This is a genomic window from Bradyrhizobium canariense (assembly GCF_019402665.1).
Classification (GTDB): Bacteria; Pseudomonadota; Alphaproteobacteria; order Rhizobiales; family Xanthobacteraceae; genus Bradyrhizobium; species Bradyrhizobium canariense.
This window is the reverse complement of the sequence record NZ_VSST01000009.1, coordinates 72,144-88,742: the sequence shown is the minus strand read 5'-3', so window position 1 is coordinate 88,742 and position 16,599 is coordinate 72,144. Positions and strand designations below refer to the sequence as shown.

Sequence of the window (16,599 nt, the reverse complement as noted above, 5' to 3'; positions counted from 1 at the left end):
TTCCGGGAGAGAACAAGATGGACGCCGCAGAACTGCGCCAGATGCAGGCCCCGATCAAGGAGCGCTACAAGACCGATCCCAAGACCGCGATGATCACGCTGAAGGCCAAGGGCTCGACCGACAGCGAAGGCATCGCCTGCAAGGTCGAGACCGGCCGCGCCATCGCAATGGCCGGCCTGCATCCCGCAACCGGCGGCTCCGGCCTCGAGCTCTGCTCCGGCGACATGCTGCTCGAGGCGCTGGTCGCCTGCGCCGGCGTCACGCTGAAATCGGTCGCGACCGCGATCGAGGTGCCCTTGAAGACCGGCAACGTCTACGCCGAGGGCGATCTCGATTTCCGCGGCACGCTCGGCGTCGACAAGGAGACCCCGGTCGGCTTCGCCGAGATCCGTCTGCGCTTCGAGGTCGACACTGATGCGCCGCAAGACAAGCTCGACCTGCTGCTCAAGCTGACCGAACGCTATTGCGTGGTCTACCAGACCATCAAGAACGGCCCGAAGGTTTCGGTCTCGATGCAGCGGATGTAGCGAGCGAAGGCCGCTCGCCCCACAATTAGTGTCGTCTCGCCGAAGCCCGGGACGACAAAGAAAAAAATGTCCCCCGAGCTCCACTTCATCCTCATCCTCGTTCTGCGCATGATGGTCGCGGCGGCGTTCGTCGTGACGGCGTCGATCATCACCGAGCGCTCAGGGCCGGTGATCGGAGCGCTGGTCGCGACCTTGCCGGTCTCGGCCGGACCATCCTACGTCTTCCTCGCGCTCGACCACGATGCCGCCTTCATCGCGCAGGGCGCACTGTCGAGCTTGCCGGTCAATGCAGCGACGATCTTCATGTGCGTTACCTATGTGGTGCTGGCACAGCGGCGCAGCCTTCTGGTGAGTTGCGGAAGCGCGGTCGCAGTCTGGATCGTGTTCGCATCGATCATCAAGCAGTTCGACTGGTCGCTCACCGCCGGGCTCGCCGCCAATCTGATCGCGTTCGGCATCTGCATTCCGCTGCTCGCGGGCTATCGCCACGCGAAGATGCCGCTGGTGACGCGGCGCTGGTATGACGTGCCGATGCGGGCTGCGCTGGTCGCGACCCTGGTCGCGATCGTCGTCTCGACCTCGGGCTGGGTCGGTCCCCGGATCAGCGGCATCATCGCGCTGTACCCGGTGGTGTTCTCCAGCATCATGGTGATCCTGCATCCCCGCATCGGCGGCCCTCCGACTGCTGCCGTGCTCGCCAACTCCGCCTGGGGCCTGCTCGGATTCGGCATGGCGATCGCCACAATGCACGTGGCGGTGGAATGGTTCGGTTCGGCCATCGGTCTTGGGCTTGCACTCGCCACGTGCATCGTTTGGAACCTTACGCTATGGGGGATCGGGCGCAGTACGTTGCACAAGGCGCGGCAAGCACCGTGACACTACGGACATGCGGCACGGCGTCGCCGAATTCTTCCGTAGCAAACTCGCCATGACCGATCACGAGACGCTTTCCTTCAAACCCCTGAAGGACCAAGGCCATTTCAATTCAGCGCGGACCGAGCAGCGTGTAAGGCGTGCCGTCGTACAGCTTTAGGCTGCTTTGTCGGCCATCGCCTTTCCCAGAATTCGTTAGCACTTTATTCGAGTCTTCTAGGTATTCAATCATCTTGCGTACCCGCCTCGGTCTTCGCAACGCGAGTTTACCGGCGGAATTTTCGATTGGAATTCGGTGCGTGTGCCGCGCCGTCACGTCCCCTGATCCCGTCACGCAATTTCATGATTTTGGAGATTCACTGATGTTTGGTCGCAAGTCCCGCAACGACGCGGACGCTCAGCTCGCAGCCATCGGGCGCTCGCAGGCCATGATCGAGTTTGCCATGGACGGCACGATCCTTCACGCCAACGAAAATTTCTTGAATGCCCTCGGCTATTCCCTCGACGAAATCAAGGGGAAGAAGCACGCCATGTTCATGCCGGCCGATCAGCGCGATAGCGCCGAGTACAAGGCGTTCTGGGCCGCATTGAACCGCGGCGAGTATCAGGCAAGCGAGTTCAAGCGGATCGCGAAGGGCGGCCGTGAGATCTGGATCGAAGCATCCTACAATCCGGTGCTCGACGGCGACGGCAAGACGGTGATGGTCGCCAAGATTGCGACCGAAATCACCGAGAAGAAGATCCGGAGCATGACGGACGCTTCGAAGATCGCTGCTGTGGGCCGCGCCCAGGCCGTGATCGAGTTCAAGCTCGACGGCACCATCGTCACCGCGAACGAGAATTTCTGCAAGGCGCTCGGCTATTCGCTTGCCGAGATCCAGGGCAAGCATCACAGCCTGTTCGTGCCTCAGGCCGAGCGCGACGGCGCGGCCTATCGCGAGTTCTGGGCCAAGCTAAACCGCGGCGAATACCAGGCTGGCGAGTTCAAGCGCATCGGCAAGGGCGGCCGCGAGGTTTGGATTCTAGCCTCCTACAATCCGCTACTCGATGAGAACGGCAAGCCCTTCGGCGTCGCCAAGTTCGCCACCGACGTCACCGCCGAGAAGATGAAGACCGCCGATCTCGCCGGCCAGATCGCGGCGATCGAGAAGGCGCAGGCGGTGATCGAGTTCAACATGGACGGCACGATCATCACCGCCAATGCCAATTTCCTCGGTGCCCTCGGCTATTCGCTGGCGGAGATCAAAGGCAAGCACCACAGCATGTTCGTCGAGCCCTCGGAGCGCGATGGCAATGGCTATCGCGAGTTCTGGGCCGCGCTCAACCGCGGCCAGTACCAGGCGGCCGAATACAAGCGCATCGGCAAGGGCGGCAAGGAGGTCTATATCCAGGCCTCCTACAACCCGATCATGGATCTCAACGGCAAGCCGTTCAAGGTCGTGAAATATGCGACCGACGTCACGAAGCAGGTGCTGGTCCGCATGGGCAACGAGCGCGTCCGCAGCATGATGGAATCGGTCGCCGCGGGTTCGGAGGAACTGAACGCCTCAGTGCGGGAGATTTCCGAGGCCATGACCAAATCGCGCGAGACCGCGATGAGCGCGGTGGAGCAGGTCGCTTCCGCTGATGCCCAGGCCCAGCGCCTCACTGAAGCGGCGCTGGCGATGAGCGGGATCGTCGAGCTCATCAACAACATCACCGGGCAGATCAATCTCCTTGCACTTAACGCCACCATCGAATCCGCCCGCGCCGGCGAAGCCGGTCGGGGCTTTGCAGTGGTGGCCTCGGAGGTCAAGAGCCTCGCTAACCAAGCCAAGCAGGCCACTGACAAGATCGGCGCTGAGATCGGTAGCCTCAACGGTATCTCCGGAGACGTCGTCACCGCCCTGGCTTCGATCAAGACGGCCATCAGCAACGTCAGCGAATATGTGACGTCGACGGCGGCGGCAATCGAAGAGCAAAGCACGGTGACCAACGAGATGTCGACCAGCATGCAGCGCGCCGCAGCGGAAGCAGCGGCGATCTCGGCGAGGGCGTAGCCAGCGCTCGGAACGGTAGGGTGGGTTAGCGGAGCGTAACCCACCTCTTTAGTTTCTGCGGTGACGGAAGTGGTGGGTTACGCCTTCGGCTAACCCACCCCACGGCACCTCATGCCTTCGGCAGCTTGGCCTTCAAAGCATACAGCGCGTCCAGTGCTTCGCGCGGCGACATCTCGTCCGGATGCAGCGCCTTCACCGCGTCCATCAGCAGTTCGGCTTCGCTCGGCGGGGCGGCCTCTGCGGCGGCGCGCGAGGGCACCGCGAACAGCGGCAGATCGTCGGCCAGCGCGCGCGCCGTCTGACCGCGGTCCTGGGCTTCCAGCTTCGCCAGCACCGATTTCGCGCGCGTGATCACGGCCGGTGGCAGGCCAGCGAGCTTGGCGACCTGAATGCCGTAAGAGCGATCGGCCGAACCCGGCAACACCTCGTGCAGGAACACGACGTTGCCCTGCCATTCCTTCACCCGCACGGTGGCGTTGAACATCCGCGGCAGTTTTGCGGAGAGCGCGGTCAGCTCGTGATAATGCGTGGCGAACAGCGTGCGGCAACGATTGCTCTCGTGCAGGTGCTCGATCGCGGCCCAGGCGATCGAGAGACCGTCGAAGGTCGCAGTGCCGCGGCCGATTTCATCAAGGATCACGAGCGCACGCTCGCCGGCCTGGTTGAGGATCGCGGCGGTCTCGACCATCTCGACCATGAAGGTGGAACGGCCGCGGGCGAGATCGTCGGCGGCGCCGACACGCGAGAACAGGCGGTCGATGATGCCGATCCGCGCGCGCGTCGCCGGCACGAAACTTCCGATTTGAGCAAGAAGAGCAATCAGCGCGTTCTGGCGCAGGAAAGTCGATTTACCGGCCATGTTCGGACCGGTCAGCAGCCAGAGCTGGCCGGATTTTTGCGCAGGGCCCGGCGAGAGATCGCAGGCATTGGCGATGAACGGCTCGCCATTGCGCTTCAAGGCCTGCTCGACCACCGGATGGCGACCCGCCTCGATGGCAAAGCCGAGAGACGCGTCCACCTCGGGCCGCACATAGTTCTCGTCGATCGCCAGCTTGGCCAGCGACGTCGCGACGTCGAGCAGCGCAAAGGCGTGGGCGGCGGCGCGCAGCTCCTCGCTGATTGCCAGAGCCTTGGCGCAGAGCCGCTCGAAAATTTCGAGCTCGAGTCCGAGTGCGCGGTCGCCGGCATTGGCGATCTTGGCTTCGATCTCTCCCAGTTCCGAGGTGGTGAAGCGGACCTGGCCGGCCAGCGTCTGGCGGTGGATGAAGGTTGCGTTCAGCGGCGCCGACATCAGCTTGTCGCCGTGCTGCGCGGTGACCTCGACGAAATAGCCGAGCACGTTGTTGTGCCGGATTTTGAGACTCTTCACACCCGTGTTGTCGGCGTAGCGCGCCTGCATCGAGGCCACCACCAGGCGCGAGGCGTCGCGGAGATTCCGCGTTTCGTCCAGCGCAGGCTCATAGCCTTGGCGAACGAACCCGCCGTCGCGCTTGATCAGCGGCAGTTGATCGTCGAGCGCCCTGGCGAATTCCGCCGCGAGCTCGCGCGATGGCCTTTGCAGCGCCGCCATCACCACGGCGATCTCCTGCGGCGGCTGGTCGAGTTCGTCAAGCCGCGTCAGCACCTGGTCGGCGGCGATGATGCCGTCGCGCAGGCCGGCGAGGTCGCGCGGCCCGCCGCGGCCGACGGATATACGGGCCAGCGCCCGCGACATGTCGGGGGCGCCGCGCAGGATGCTGCGGATGTCCTCGCGCGCGGCCGAGTCGGCAACGAAGCTGCCGACGGCATCGAGCCGCCGCGCAATCGTCGCCGCATCGGTCAGCGGCGCGGCAAGCCGCTGCGCCAGCAGGCGCGAGCCGGCCGAGGTCACCGTGCAGTCGATCGCATCGAGCAGCGAGCCGCGGCGTTCTCCGGCCAAGGTCCGCGTCAGTTCGAGATTGGCACGGGTGGCGGGATCGATCGCCATGGTCGCGCCCGAGGCTTCGCGCGCGGGCGGCGACAGCGGCGGATGTTTGCCGACCTGGGTGCGGTCGACATAGGTGACGGCGGCGGCGGCGGCAGTGGCTTCCAGCCGCGTGAGCTGGGACAGTCCGTCCATGGTCGCGACGGCAAAATAGTCGCATAGCCGCTTCTCGGCGGTGGCGCCGTCGAAGACGTCGCGGGTCAGCGGCGTCACCGCCGGCAGCTCGCGCAGGGTCTGTCCGAGCTCGCGATCGTTATAGAGCGCGTCGGTGACGATCACCTCGTTCGGATTGATGCGTGCCAGCGTCGCGGCAAGTTCGCCGCCCGAACATTCCGTCACCGTGAATTCGGCGGTCGAGATGTCGATCCAGGCGAGGCCAAAGCGGTCACCGCCCGCAGACGAGCGCGCGCGCGCGAGCGCCAGCAGGTAATTGTTGGCGCGCGCGTCGAGCAGCGTGTCCTCGGTCAGCGTGCCCGGCGTGACCAGGCGCACCACGCCGCGGCGCACGACGCTCTTGTTGCCGCGCGCCTTGGCGGCGGCGGGATCCTCGGTCTGCTCGCACACCGCGACCCGGTGCCCGGCGACGATCAGCCGGTGCAGATAATCCTCGGAGCGCTCGACTGGCACGCCGCACATCGGGATATCGGCGCCTTGATGCTTGCCGCGCTTGGTCAGGACGATGCCGAGTGTCCTGGAGGCGATCTCTGCGTCCTCGAAGAACAGCTCGTAAAAGTCGCCCATCCGGTAGAACAGCAAGAGGCCCTGATGCGCCGCCTTGATTTCAAGGTACTGTTCCATCATCGGCGTCACGCGCGCGGCAGCTTCCGCCTGCGGCGCGGGCGTATCGTCGGGGGGCGGTACAGGGATCGGTTGTTGCATTGTCATGGGCGGCGCAACCTACAAAATTTCGCCCCGCGCTCCTATCGCTTTGGCCGGGAAGGGGAGGTTTTCCACGTTGTCCGCACCGCGGCATGCGCAACTCGCGTGCGCACCCCCAGGAACACGCGCGTATCGGTCAATTGACCTCCCGCGGGCACCCTCCTAAAACTCCGCCGACATTCAAGAATTTAGGCCGGATCGCGGCATTCAGGGAGAACAACGATGCGTGACGTCTTTATCTGCGATGCCGTGCGGACCCCGATCGGCCGTTTTGGCGGCTCGCTCGCCAAGGTGCGTGCCGACGACCTTGCGGCGGCCCCGATCAAGGCTCTGATGGCCAAGCACCCCAATCTCGATTGGGCACAGGTTGACGAGGTCTTCTTCGGCTGTGCCAACCAGGCCGGCGAGGACAACCGCAACGTTGCACGCATGGCGCTCCTGCTTGCGGGCCTGCCGGATTCGGTTCCAGGCCAGACCCTGAACCGGCTCTGTGCCTCCGGTCTCGATGCGGTCGGTGCCGCCGGCCGCGCCATCCGCTCCGGCGAGATCGAGCTTGCGATTGCCGGCGGCGTCGAATCCATGACGCGCGCGCCCTTCGTGATGGGCAAGGCGCAGGAAGCGTTCTCGCGCTCGGCTGAGATCTTCGACACCACGATCGGCTGGCGCTTCATCAATCCGCTGCTGAAGGCGCAGTATGGCGTCGACGCGATGCCCGAGACCGGCGAGAACGTCGCCGAGGAATTCCAGGTCTCGCGCGCCGATCAGGACGCCTTCGCGATCCGCTCGCAGCAGCGCGCGGGCGCCGCGATCGCGGCCGGCTATTTCGCCGAGGAGATCATCCCGATCACCATTCCCGGCGGCAAGGCCGGCCCTGTTACAGTCGACAAGGACGAGCATCCGCGTCCCGAGACCACGCTGGAAGCCCTGACCAAGCTCAGGCCGATCGTGCGCAATCCCGGCACGGTGACCGCCGGCAACGCCTCCGGCGTCAATGACGGCGCTGCCGCGATGATCCTGGCGTCCGAGGCTGCCGTGAAGAAGCACGGCCTGACACCCCGCGCGCGCATCCTCGGCCTGGCCTCCGCCGGCGTGCCGCCGCGCATCATGGGCATCGGCCCGGTGCCGGCCACCCGCAAGCTGATGGAGCGTCTCGGCAAGAACATCAGCGATTTCGACCTGATCGAGCTCAACGAAGCCTTCGCCTCGCAGGGTATCGCCTGCATGCGCCAGCTCGGCGTTGCCGACGATGCCGATTTCGTCAATCCGCATGGCGGCGCGATCGCACTCGGTCATCCCCTCGGCATGAGCGGCGCGCGCCTCGCGCTCACCGCCGTGCACGGCATGGAGAAGCGCGGCGGCAAGCTGGCGCTCGCCACCATGTGCGTCGGCGTCGGCCAGGGCGTGGCTGTCGCGATCGAGAAGCTGAATTGACGAGACGCGCAGCGTGCCGTCATCCCGGGGCGGGGCATTTGCACCGAACCCGGGATCTCGAGATTCCGGGTTCAGCCCTCGGGCTGCCCCGGAACGACAGGGAGAAAACCGTGCCATGATCATCGCGAGCGAGCAGGACGTCACGGCCGCGGCATTGGCGGTGATGGAGCGGACGTCAGATCCGCGGCTGCGCCAGATCATGGTCTCTCTGGTCAAGCACCTGCATGCCTTCGTCCGCGACGTTCGCCTGACGGAGAAAGAGTTTCGCGACGCCACGGCTGTCATCGCCGAGCTCGGCAAGCTCTCGACCGACACGCATAACGAGGTCGTGCTGATGGCAGGCTCGCTCGGCGTCTCGCCGCTGGTGTGCCTGCTGAACAACGGCGACCAGGGCAACACGGAAACCGACCAGTCGCTGCTCGGACCGTTCTGGCGATTGAACTCGCCGCGGGTGGAAAATGGGGGATCGATCGTCCGCTCCGAGACGCCGGGCGCGCCGCTGTTCGTCAACGGCCGCGTCGTGGACAAGGACGGCCGTCCCGTCGCCGGCGCCGAGGTCGATGTCTGGCACGCATCGCCCGTGGGTCTCTATGAAAACCAGGACCCCGAGCAGGCCGACATGAACCTGCGCGGCAAGTTTACGACCGACCACGACGGAGCCTTCTCTTTCCGCTCCGTGATGATGGTCGGCTATCCCATTCCGACCGACGGCGTGGTCGGCCGCCTTCTGGAGGCGCAAGGCCGGCATCCCTATCGTCCCGCGCACCTGCATGCGTTGATCTTCAAGCCCGGATTCAAGGTGCTGATCTCGCAGGTCTACGACCCCGCCGATCCGCATATCGACAGCGACGTGCAGTTCGGCGTGACCAAGGCGCTGATCGGCAAGTTCCTGCGCCATGACACGCCACATCCGAGCGAGCGCGACGTCGCGACGCCATGGTATTCGCTCGACCATGTCTACCGGCTCGAAGCCGGCGAGGCCGTCCTGCCGCGTCCGCCGATCAAATAGGGCTCAAAGCCGCTTCCCCCAATTAGTTATATCCTATAATGATTGGCGGAAGCGTTGACCGGTCGGAAAAAGGCCGGGGAGGAGTTCGCCAATGACATTGATCTATCCCGTCGACAGCAACACGGCGCATCCGCTGCCGCTGTCGCCCGAGTACAAGAGCTCGATCAAGCGCGCGCCGAACAAGCCCTTGATCCCGATGCGCCATACGCTGTCGGAGCTGACCGGCCCGGTCTACGGCCATGAGACCGTGCGCGAGGGCGACAGCGACCTCACCACTCAGCACACCGGCGAGCCGCTCGGCGAACGCATCATCGTGCACGGCCATGTGCGCGACGAGGACGGCCGCGGCGTGCCGAACTCGCTGGTCGAGATCTGGCAGGCCAATTCCTGCGGTCGCTACGTTCACGTCCGCGATCAGCATCCGGCTCCGCTCGATCCGAACTTTACGGGCGCCGGCCGCACTGTCAGCGACGCCTCCGGTTACTATCGCTTCGTCACCATCAAGCCCGGCGCCTATCCGTGGGGCAACCATCATAACGCCTGGCGTCCCGCACACATCCATCTCTCGGTGTTCGGCCATTCCTTTGTCACGCGCCTCGTGACGCAGATGTACTTCCCGGCCGATCCGCTATTCCCGTTCGATCCGATCTTCAATTCGGTGCCGGACGAGAAGGCGCGGGCGCGGATGGTGTCGTCGTTCGATCTCGAGAACACCCAGCCCGAATGGGCGCTGTGCTACCGCTTTGACGTCGTGCTGCGCGGCAAGAACGCCACCCCTATGGAGAACCATTAAGTGCAGGACAATGGGATTACGCCGTCGCAGACCGTCGGCCCGTTCTTCAAATACGGCCTGACGCCGACCGGCGAGTACGCCTGGAACGACGCGTTTACCAACTCGACGCTAACGCCCGACGTCACCGGCGAGCGTGTCCGGATCGAGGGCCGCGTGTTCGACGGCGATGGGGTCGCCGTGCCCGATGCCATGCTGGAGATCTGGCAGGCCGATGCGCAGGGGCGCTTCGCCGATCCGCAGGACAAGCGCGCCCTGCCGAATGCGAGCTTCCGTGGCTTTGCCCGCTGCGGCACCGACAAGGACGGCAATTATTCCTTTGAAACCATCAAGCCGGGCGCGGTGCCCGATCCCGACGGCAAGCCGCAGGCACCGCATATCCTGCTTGCGGTGTTCGGCCGCGGCATGCTGCGGCATCTCTATACCCGCATCTATTTCAGCGACGAGGCCGGCAATGCCGCCGATCCCGTGCTGGCGGTGGTGCCGGCCGACCGCCGCGCTACGCTGACGGCCGTGCGCGAGGCCGGCAAGCCGGTGTACCGGCTCGACCTGCGGCTTCAGGGCGACAACGAAACGGTGTTTTTCGACGTGTGACCCCAGCGTCGTCCCGGTCAGGCGGAGCGCCGATCCGGGACGACAGCGGAGGACGGGCCTGATTTCGCTGCCCGAAACCGTTCACCTGACGCCGTTTCCCGTATTTTTTCGGAGCTCGCGCGATGCAATTTCTGCGCGAAGCAATCCCGTGTTTACCGTAATCCTCTAGGGTCCGTGGGATTCGGCGCGGCCCCATTGGATTATTCCATGAAAATTCGCCTTTCGCTTTCTTCCGCAATCATTGCTTTCGGCGTCGTTCTGGCGATCGGTTTCACCGCCGTGGTCTCCACCAGCCTTTACGCCTTGAAAGAGCTCAAGGTCGGCGGTCCGCTCTATTCCGACATCAAGCTGGGCAATGACCTCATCGCCGACATTCTGCCGCCGCCGGAATATGTGATCGAGGCCTATCTCGAGGCCACGCTCGCCATGCGCGAGCCCGACCAGCTCGCGGCCCATGGCGAACGCCTGGTCCAGCTCCGCAAGGACTACGACGAGCGCAAGGCATTCTGGGTCACCTCCAGCCTCTCGGCCGACCTGAAGACGGCCCTGGTGTCGAAATCCGACGCCGAGGTGCAGAAGTTCTGGAAGCTGTTGTCCGACCAGCTCCTCCCCGCCCTCAAGGCCAAGGAGACGGCCGCCTCCGAGCGGGCCTACGCGCAGCTCAAGGACGCCTACACCGCGCATCGCGCCGTCATCGACAGCATCGTCGAGAGCGCCAACAAGCAGAATGCCGACATCGAGAAGCTGGCCGCGGACCGCGACAGCTCCATGCTTTATATCCTTCTCGGCGTCTCCGCCGCCGTCCTCGCCTTCATTGCGGCGGGCCTGCTCGGCGTCGCCCTCGGCGTGATGCGCCCGATCGTGCGCATGACCAGCGCGATGCAAAAGCTCGCGACCGGCGATCTCGCCGCCGACATTCCTTTCGCGCACCGGCAGGACGAGGTCGGCTCGATGGCGGGCGCGCTCCTGGTGTTCAAGCAGGCGGCGGTCGAGAATTCCCGCCTGCGCGAGGAGCAGTTGCAGAAGGAGCATGAGGCGGCGCTCGCAAAGCGCGGGGCCCTGCACCAGATGGCCGAAACCGTCGAGCGCGAGACCGGCCGCTCGGTCGATACCGCGAGCGCGGCGACGCAAGGCGTGGAGCGTGCCGCCTCCAGTCTGTCCGAGATCGCAAGGTCGCTCTCGACACAGTCGCAGGCGGTCGCAGCCGCCTCCACCCAGGCCCTCGGCAGCTCGCAGACCGTCTCGGCCGCAGCGGAAGAACTCAGTGCTTCGATCCGCGAGATCGCAACCCAGGTCGCGCGGACCAGCACGGTGACAAAATCGGCGGTCGCCGGTCGGGAACAGGCGCGCTCGACTATCCAGACGCTGGCCGGATCGGTGAAGAAGATCGCCGAGGTCTCCGACCTGATCGGCGGCATCGCCGGCCAGACCAATCTGCTGGCACTCAACGCCACGATCGAGGCGGCGCGCGCCGGCGAGGCCGGCCGTGGCTTCGCGGTGGTCGCCGCCGAAGTGAAATCCCTCTCCGACCAGACCGCCAAATCCACCGAGGAGATCGCGCGGCTGATTGCCGAGATCCAGGCCTCGACGCAGGCTGCGGTCGACGCCGTCGAAACCATGGGAGGCCACATCGTCGAGATCGACGGCGTCGCCACCTCGGTTGCCGCCGCGATGGAAGAGCAGGACGCGGCGACGCGAGAGATCACGCGGTCGATCTCCGAATCGGCGTCCGCGGCCAAGGAGGTCTCGGCCAAGATCGGTGATGTCAGCCGCGACGCCGCCTCCGTGAACGAGCGCGCCGCGGAGGTCAGGCAGGCGATCGCCGGCATGGCGGCCAATCTCGAACAGCTCCGTTCGGTTGTCGTCAGGACCGTGCGCGACTCGACAGCGGCGGCCTGAGCCGGGCGCGCGACGTCGTTCGCTGGCGCCTGCGGTCGTGATCGTGCAGTATGACGCGGGACAGGGGCATCGTGGTTCATGACACCTCCACAATTGCCGGCGGTCGTTGAGCCCGCCCAACTGACAGCTGCGCTGCGTAGGAGTGGCGTACTGGACGCCGGCGCAGTGCGCGAAGTGAAGGTGCTGCATCAGCACCCGGCCATGGTGTCACAGGTCATCCGCCTTGGGCTGCGTTATGTCGGGGAATCCGCCGGGGCACCGCCCTCCGTGATCCTCAAGATGCCGCATCCGACCTACGCCAAGGCGTTGGCCAATTCCGGTCGGCAGGAAGTGGCCTTCTACACTCATCTTGCGCCGAATATGCCGTCGCAGATCGTACCGCGCTGCTACGATGGCCATTTCGACGAGGAGAGCCAGGACTGGCATCTGCTGCTCGAAGATCTCACCGGCAGCCATGAGATCGCGGCGGCTTGGCCGCTGCCGCCTTCGCGCGATCGGGCAACGGCGATCGTCACCGCACTCGCGCGCTGGCACGGTGCGTGGTGGGATCATGCCAGCCTTGGTGAGGCTGTCGGCTCCTGGTCAAGCGTCGACGAAAGCGTGAGGCAGATGGAGACCTTCGCCGGCCATTACGACCGCTTCGCCGATCTGCTCGGCGACCGCCTCAGCGAAGAGCGCCGAATCCTCTACCGGCGCTTCATCGACCAGTCGGGCCACCTGCTCCAGCGCTACCATTCGCACCGCAACGTGACCGTCGTCCACGGCGACGCGCATTGCTGGAATTTCCTGGTGCCGCGCGCCGGCGTCGCCGATAGCGTACGCATTTTTGATTTCGACCGGTGGCGCATCGGTGTGCCTACGAGCGATCTCGCCTACATGATGGCGACCCAATGGTATCCGGAACGCCGGCAGGCACTCGAACGGGCGCTGCTCAACCGCTACTATGAGACGCTGATCGCGTACGGTGTCGCCGGCTACACACGCGGCGCGCTGGACCAAGACTATCGCTGGTCGGTGCTCTGGCACATCACGAAGCCGGTTTGGCAATGGAGCGTCAACACCCCAGAGGTCGTCTGGTGGAATAATCTGGAGCGCGTGATGATGGCGGTCGAGGATTTGGGTTGCGAGGAATTGTTGTAACTGCTCACGCGATAAACCGGTGTCATCCTGGCGAAAGCCAGGACCCATTACCCCAGGGAAAGGTTGTGGCGCGAGGCTGGTAACCACGACTTACCACCAAACTCCTCCCTGGGGTAATGGGTCCTGGATCTGCGCTGCGCTTGTCCAGGACGACGGCGGAAGTTGTGACCCACGTTACTCCATCACCGCATGTTCCGGCCCGGCCGCCTGCTTGCGCAGGGTGGCCTTGGTCGAGCCGATCAGCAGGGCGAGCGGGATGGTGCAGAGGATGAAGAACATCACCAGCTGGTAGTCGTGCGCAAAGGCGATGATCTGCGCCTGCACGCTGACCATGCGATCGGCCATGGCGCGGCCGGCGTCGGTGGAGAGATTGATCATGCCGCTGACGCTGGGCATCTGGAGCGCGTGGTTGAATGGATTGATATGCTCGGACAGGATCGCGTAGGTCCGCCGCGTGCCCTGCGTCAGCTGGGCGATGACGACGGAAATGCCCACCGAGCTCGCGACGTTGCGCATCAGGGTCAGCATCGCGGTGCCGTCGGTGCGTAGCTCATTCGACAAGGTCAGGAACGCCACCGTCGATAACGGCACGAAGACAAGGCCGAAGCCGAAGCCCTGGATGACGCTGACGGTCACGATCTCCGGCACCTGGGTCAAATCGGTCCAGCCGGTCATCTGGAACAGCGAGCCGGCGGTCAGCGTCAGGCCCGTGATGATCAGCGTACGGGCCTCGACATAACGCATCATGCGGCCGACCAGCATCATGGCGAAGAAGGTGCCGAAGCCGCGGCTCGCCAGCAGCAGGCCCGCGGTGATGATGGGATAGCCGATCACGTTCTGCATATAGGGCGAGGCCAGCGCCATGGTCGAGAACAGCACGAGCCCCATCACGACCATGAACATGCAGCCGGTGACGAAGTTGCGATCCCTGAAGAGCGCGAAGCGGATGAACGGCGTCGAGGTGGTGAAGGAGTGGGCGATGAAGAAGTAGAAGGCGACGGCCGAGACGATGAACTCCGCAAGGATCTCACCCGATTCGAGCCAGCCCAATTGCTCGCCGCGGTCGAGCGCGAGCTGAAGCGAGCCGATCGCGACCGCCAGCGCCGCGAAGCCGAACCAGTCGAACTTGAGACTGAGATCTTTCCGCGTCTCGTCCATGAAGATGATCAGCCCGATCACGGTGATCGCGCCGAACGGCAGATTGACGAAGAACACCCAGTGCCAGGAATAAGTCTCGGTCAGCCAGGCGCCGAGCGAGGGGCCCATGATCGGCCCCATCATCACGCCCATGCCCCAGATCGACATCGCCTTGGCGCGTTCCTGGAGCGTGTAATAGTCGAGCATCACCGATTGCGACAATGGCACTAGCGCCGCGCCGAACACGCCTTGCAGCAGGCGGAACAGCACCATCTGGTTGATGTCCTGCGCAAGCCCGCACAGCACCGATGCCATGGTGAAGCCGGCCGAGCAGATGATGAAGATGCGCTTGCGGCCGAAGCGGTTGGCGATCCAGCCCACCGGTGCCGTCATGATCGCGGCGGCGACGATGTAGGAGGTCAGCACCCAGTTGATCTGGTCCTGCGAAGCCGACAGCGTACCCTGCATATAGGGCAGGGCGACGTTGGCGATGGTGGTGTCCAGCGCCTGCATGATGGTTGCCGTCATGGCGCAGATCGTCACCATGTTCCGGCGCAGGCCGGGAACCATCAAATGGGCATTGGGGCCGGACATCGGATCAGTCCTTGTCTCAGTCTTTGTCCGAATCTTTGTCTTGGCTCGCGGTCGCCGACAGGCCGAGCAGGCCGGCGAGCGAGCGCCGGTGGCCGGTGTCGATGGTGGCGTAGACGCTCATGCCGGCCTTCAGCTTGCGCACGTATTTGTCGCTCTCATCGAAATAGATGCGGATCGGCACGCGCTGCACCACCTTGACGAAATTGCCGCTGGCGTTCTGCGGCGGCAGGATCGCGAATTGCGCGCCGGTGCCGGGCGAGAGCGAGCCGATCTTGCCCTTGAAGAGATGGTTCGGGAACGCGTCGACCTCGAGCGTGACCGGCTGTCCTTCGGTGACATAGGTGAGGTCGCTCTCCTTCGGATTGGCGTCGACCCAGGGATGGGCGACGTCGATGATGGAGAACACCGGCGTGCCGGCGGCGACGTAGCGGCCGAGCTGAATCTGTTCGACCTGGGTTGCCACGCCATCCATCGGCGCGCGCAGCACGGTGTGGTCGAGGTTGCGCTGGGCATCGTCCAGCTTGGCTTTGGCTTGCGCGTAGGCGGGGAATTGCTCCAGCGGCAACTCGGGATTGCCGAGCAATTGGGTCTTGGCATTGGAGAGTTGCTGCTTGATGTATTGCGCCTGTGCGCCGGCGGTGACCAGTGCATTCGACGCGTTGTCGAGATCGAGCTGCGAGCCGTAATTGTTCTTCACCAGCGCCTGCTTGCGCTCGACGTCGCGCTGCTTCAGGTCGACGCCCTGCTGGGCGAGATTGAGCATGTCGCCGTAGATCTTGATGTTGGCAACGAGATTGTCATAGGTGATGCGGGCCTGGGCGAGTTGCGCCTTGGCTTCTTCCAGCGCATGACGGAACGGCGCGGGGTCGATCTCGAACAGCTCGTCGCCGTGCTTGACGATCTGGCCTTCCTTGACGACAACCTTCTGGATTTTGCCGGAGATATCGGGCGTCACCAGCACCTTCTGCGCGCCGACATAGGCGTCGTCGGTGCCGACGTAACGGCCGCCGTTGAGATAGAAAGTGAAGCCGGCAACTGCGACGACGATCGGCAGCACGACCAGAAGCAGGACGCGGCGATAACGGCGCAGGCCCGCCACCAGTCGGCGGCGCGGATTGGTGCCGGCTTTCTTGGTGGGCTTGCCGCCGTCGATTTTCTGCTCGGGCTGGAATTTGAGAACCTGATCAGCCATAGCGCTGCTCCTTACGCGCTTGTTCCGCTCCGCTGGTCTGGATCGCGGACCGCACGTTTTCCTTGATTGCTTCGAGTTGGGTGAGGAGGCGGTGGGCGTCCGCCGGAGTGATGCCGTCGAGCGCGTTGGCCGTGAGCTCGGATTTCAGCCCGCTCATCCGCCCGAGCAATTGCCGCCCGGCCTTCTTCAGGTACAGCCGCTTGACGCGGCGGTCCGAAGGATCGTTGCGTCGCTCGATCCAGTCGCTGTCACAGAGCTTGTCGATCAGGCGTGTCAGCGTGATCGGCTGCACCTCGAGAAGCTCGGCGAGTTCCGACTGCTTCATGCCTTCGCTACGCTCGACCTTGGCCAGCACCGCCCATTGCGCGCGGGTGATGCCGAAGCGCGAAGCTTCCTTGTCGGCATAGACCCGGAGCAGGCGATAGAGCTCGGCGAGCGTAAACAGGAAGTTCTGGTCCACGGGCCCTGGGCTCATGAGCTTGGTCTCCAATAAGCTTGGAATATAATAAGCAAGCTTATGATTATTTCATGG

At 64.5% G+C, this 16,599-nt stretch carries 13 protein-coding genes; 9 read left to right on the top strand and 4 right to left on the bottom strand.

The window, feature by feature from the left end:
• The first annotated feature begins 17 nt into the window (after positions 1-17).
• The 3 genes from FXB41_RS03845 to FXB41_RS03835 all read left to right on the top strand — a co-directional run bounded on the left by FXB41_RS03845 (position 18) and on the right by FXB41_RS03835 (position 3,439).
• Entirely contained in the window at positions 18-527 is a 510-nt protein-coding gene (locus tag FXB41_RS03845; RefSeq protein ID WP_212303282.1) for an OsmC family protein, read from the top strand.
• A gap of 66 nt (positions 528-593) precedes the next feature.
• Positions 594-1,403 carry a hypothetical protein gene (locus FXB41_RS03840; protein ID WP_219679785.1) on the top strand — a complete coding sequence of 270 codons (810 nt, stop codon included), beginning with the start codon at positions 594-596 and terminating at the stop codon, positions 1,401-1,403.
• Positions 1,404-1,762: 359 nt separating this feature from the next.
• Positions 1,763-3,439 carry a methyl-accepting chemotaxis protein gene (locus FXB41_RS03835; RefSeq protein WP_007598150.1) on the top strand — a complete coding sequence of 559 codons (1,677 nt, stop codon included), beginning with the start codon at positions 1,763-1,765 and terminating at the stop codon, positions 3,437-3,439.
• A 109-nt stretch (positions 3,440-3,548) separates the two neighbouring features.
• On the opposite strand, the gene mutS is transcribed toward FXB41_RS03835, so the two are convergent.
• Positions 3,549-6,287, bottom strand: coding sequence for a DNA mismatch repair protein MutS (mutS, locus tag FXB41_RS03830; RefSeq protein WP_219679783.1), 2,739 nt, complete (start codon positions 6,285-6,287; stop codon positions 3,549-3,551).
• Positions 6,288-6,503: 216 nt separating this feature from the next.
• Between mutS and pcaF the strand changes: the two genes are divergently transcribed.
• The 6 genes from pcaF (at position 6,504) to FXB41_RS03800 (ending at position 13,144) form a co-directional block, all read left to right on the top strand.
• A complete protein-coding gene (pcaF, locus tag FXB41_RS03825) occupies positions 6,504-7,712 on the top strand; it encodes a 3-oxoadipyl-CoA thiolase (RefSeq protein ID WP_219679781.1) in 1,209 nt (402 codons plus the stop codon).
• Positions 7,713-7,827: 115 nt separating this feature from the next.
• Entirely contained in the window at positions 7,828-8,721 is an 894-nt protein-coding gene (locus FXB41_RS03820; protein WP_007598146.1) for a dioxygenase family protein, read from the top strand.
• A 91-nt stretch (positions 8,722-8,812) separates the two neighbouring features.
• Positions 8,813-9,514 (top strand): protocatechuate 3,4-dioxygenase subunit beta, encoded by a 702-nt coding sequence (gene pcaH / locus FXB41_RS03815; protein WP_219679778.1) that lies wholly within the window; start codon positions 8,813-8,815, stop codon positions 9,512-9,514.
• Complete coding sequence (gene pcaG, locus FXB41_RS03810) at positions 9,515-10,105, top strand: protocatechuate 3,4-dioxygenase subunit alpha (RefSeq protein WP_007598143.1); 591 nt, start codon at positions 9,515-9,517, stop codon at positions 10,103-10,105.
• 207 nt (positions 10,106-10,312) lie between these two features.
• Positions 10,313-12,004, top strand: a complete 1,692-nt coding sequence (locus FXB41_RS03805) for a methyl-accepting chemotaxis protein (RefSeq protein ID WP_219679777.1) — start codon at positions 10,313-10,315, stop codon at positions 12,002-12,004.
• Positions 12,005-12,169: 165 nt separating this feature from the next.
• On the top strand, positions 12,170-13,144 hold the full coding sequence (locus FXB41_RS03800; protein ID WP_311985786.1) for a phosphotransferase: 975 nt from the start codon (positions 12,170-12,172) through the stop codon (positions 13,142-13,144).
• 174 nt (positions 13,145-13,318) lie between these two features.
• Here FXB41_RS03800 and FXB41_RS03795 read toward each other — a convergent pair whose 3' ends face one another.
• Genes FXB41_RS03795 through FXB41_RS03785 form a run of 3 tightly spaced genes read right to left on the bottom strand, consistent with a single transcriptional unit; the run spans position 13,319 to position 16,542 of the window.
• On the bottom strand, positions 13,319-14,875 hold the full coding sequence (locus FXB41_RS03795) for an MDR family MFS transporter (RefSeq protein WP_007598138.1): 1,557 nt from the start codon (positions 14,873-14,875) through the stop codon (positions 13,319-13,321).
• Positions 14,876-14,891: 16 nt separating this feature from the next.
• Positions 14,892-16,067, bottom strand: a complete 1,176-nt coding sequence (locus tag FXB41_RS03790) for an HlyD family secretion protein (protein ID WP_007598136.1) — start codon at positions 16,065-16,067, stop codon at positions 14,892-14,894.
• Positions 16,060-16,542 (bottom strand): MarR family winged helix-turn-helix transcriptional regulator, encoded by a 483-nt coding sequence (locus FXB41_RS03785; RefSeq protein ID WP_219679770.1) that lies wholly within the window; start codon positions 16,540-16,542, stop codon positions 16,060-16,062. Before FXB41_RS03785 ends, FXB41_RS03790 begins: the two co-directional genes overlap by 8 nt.
• Between the last annotated feature and the right edge of the window lie 57 nt (positions 16,543-16,599).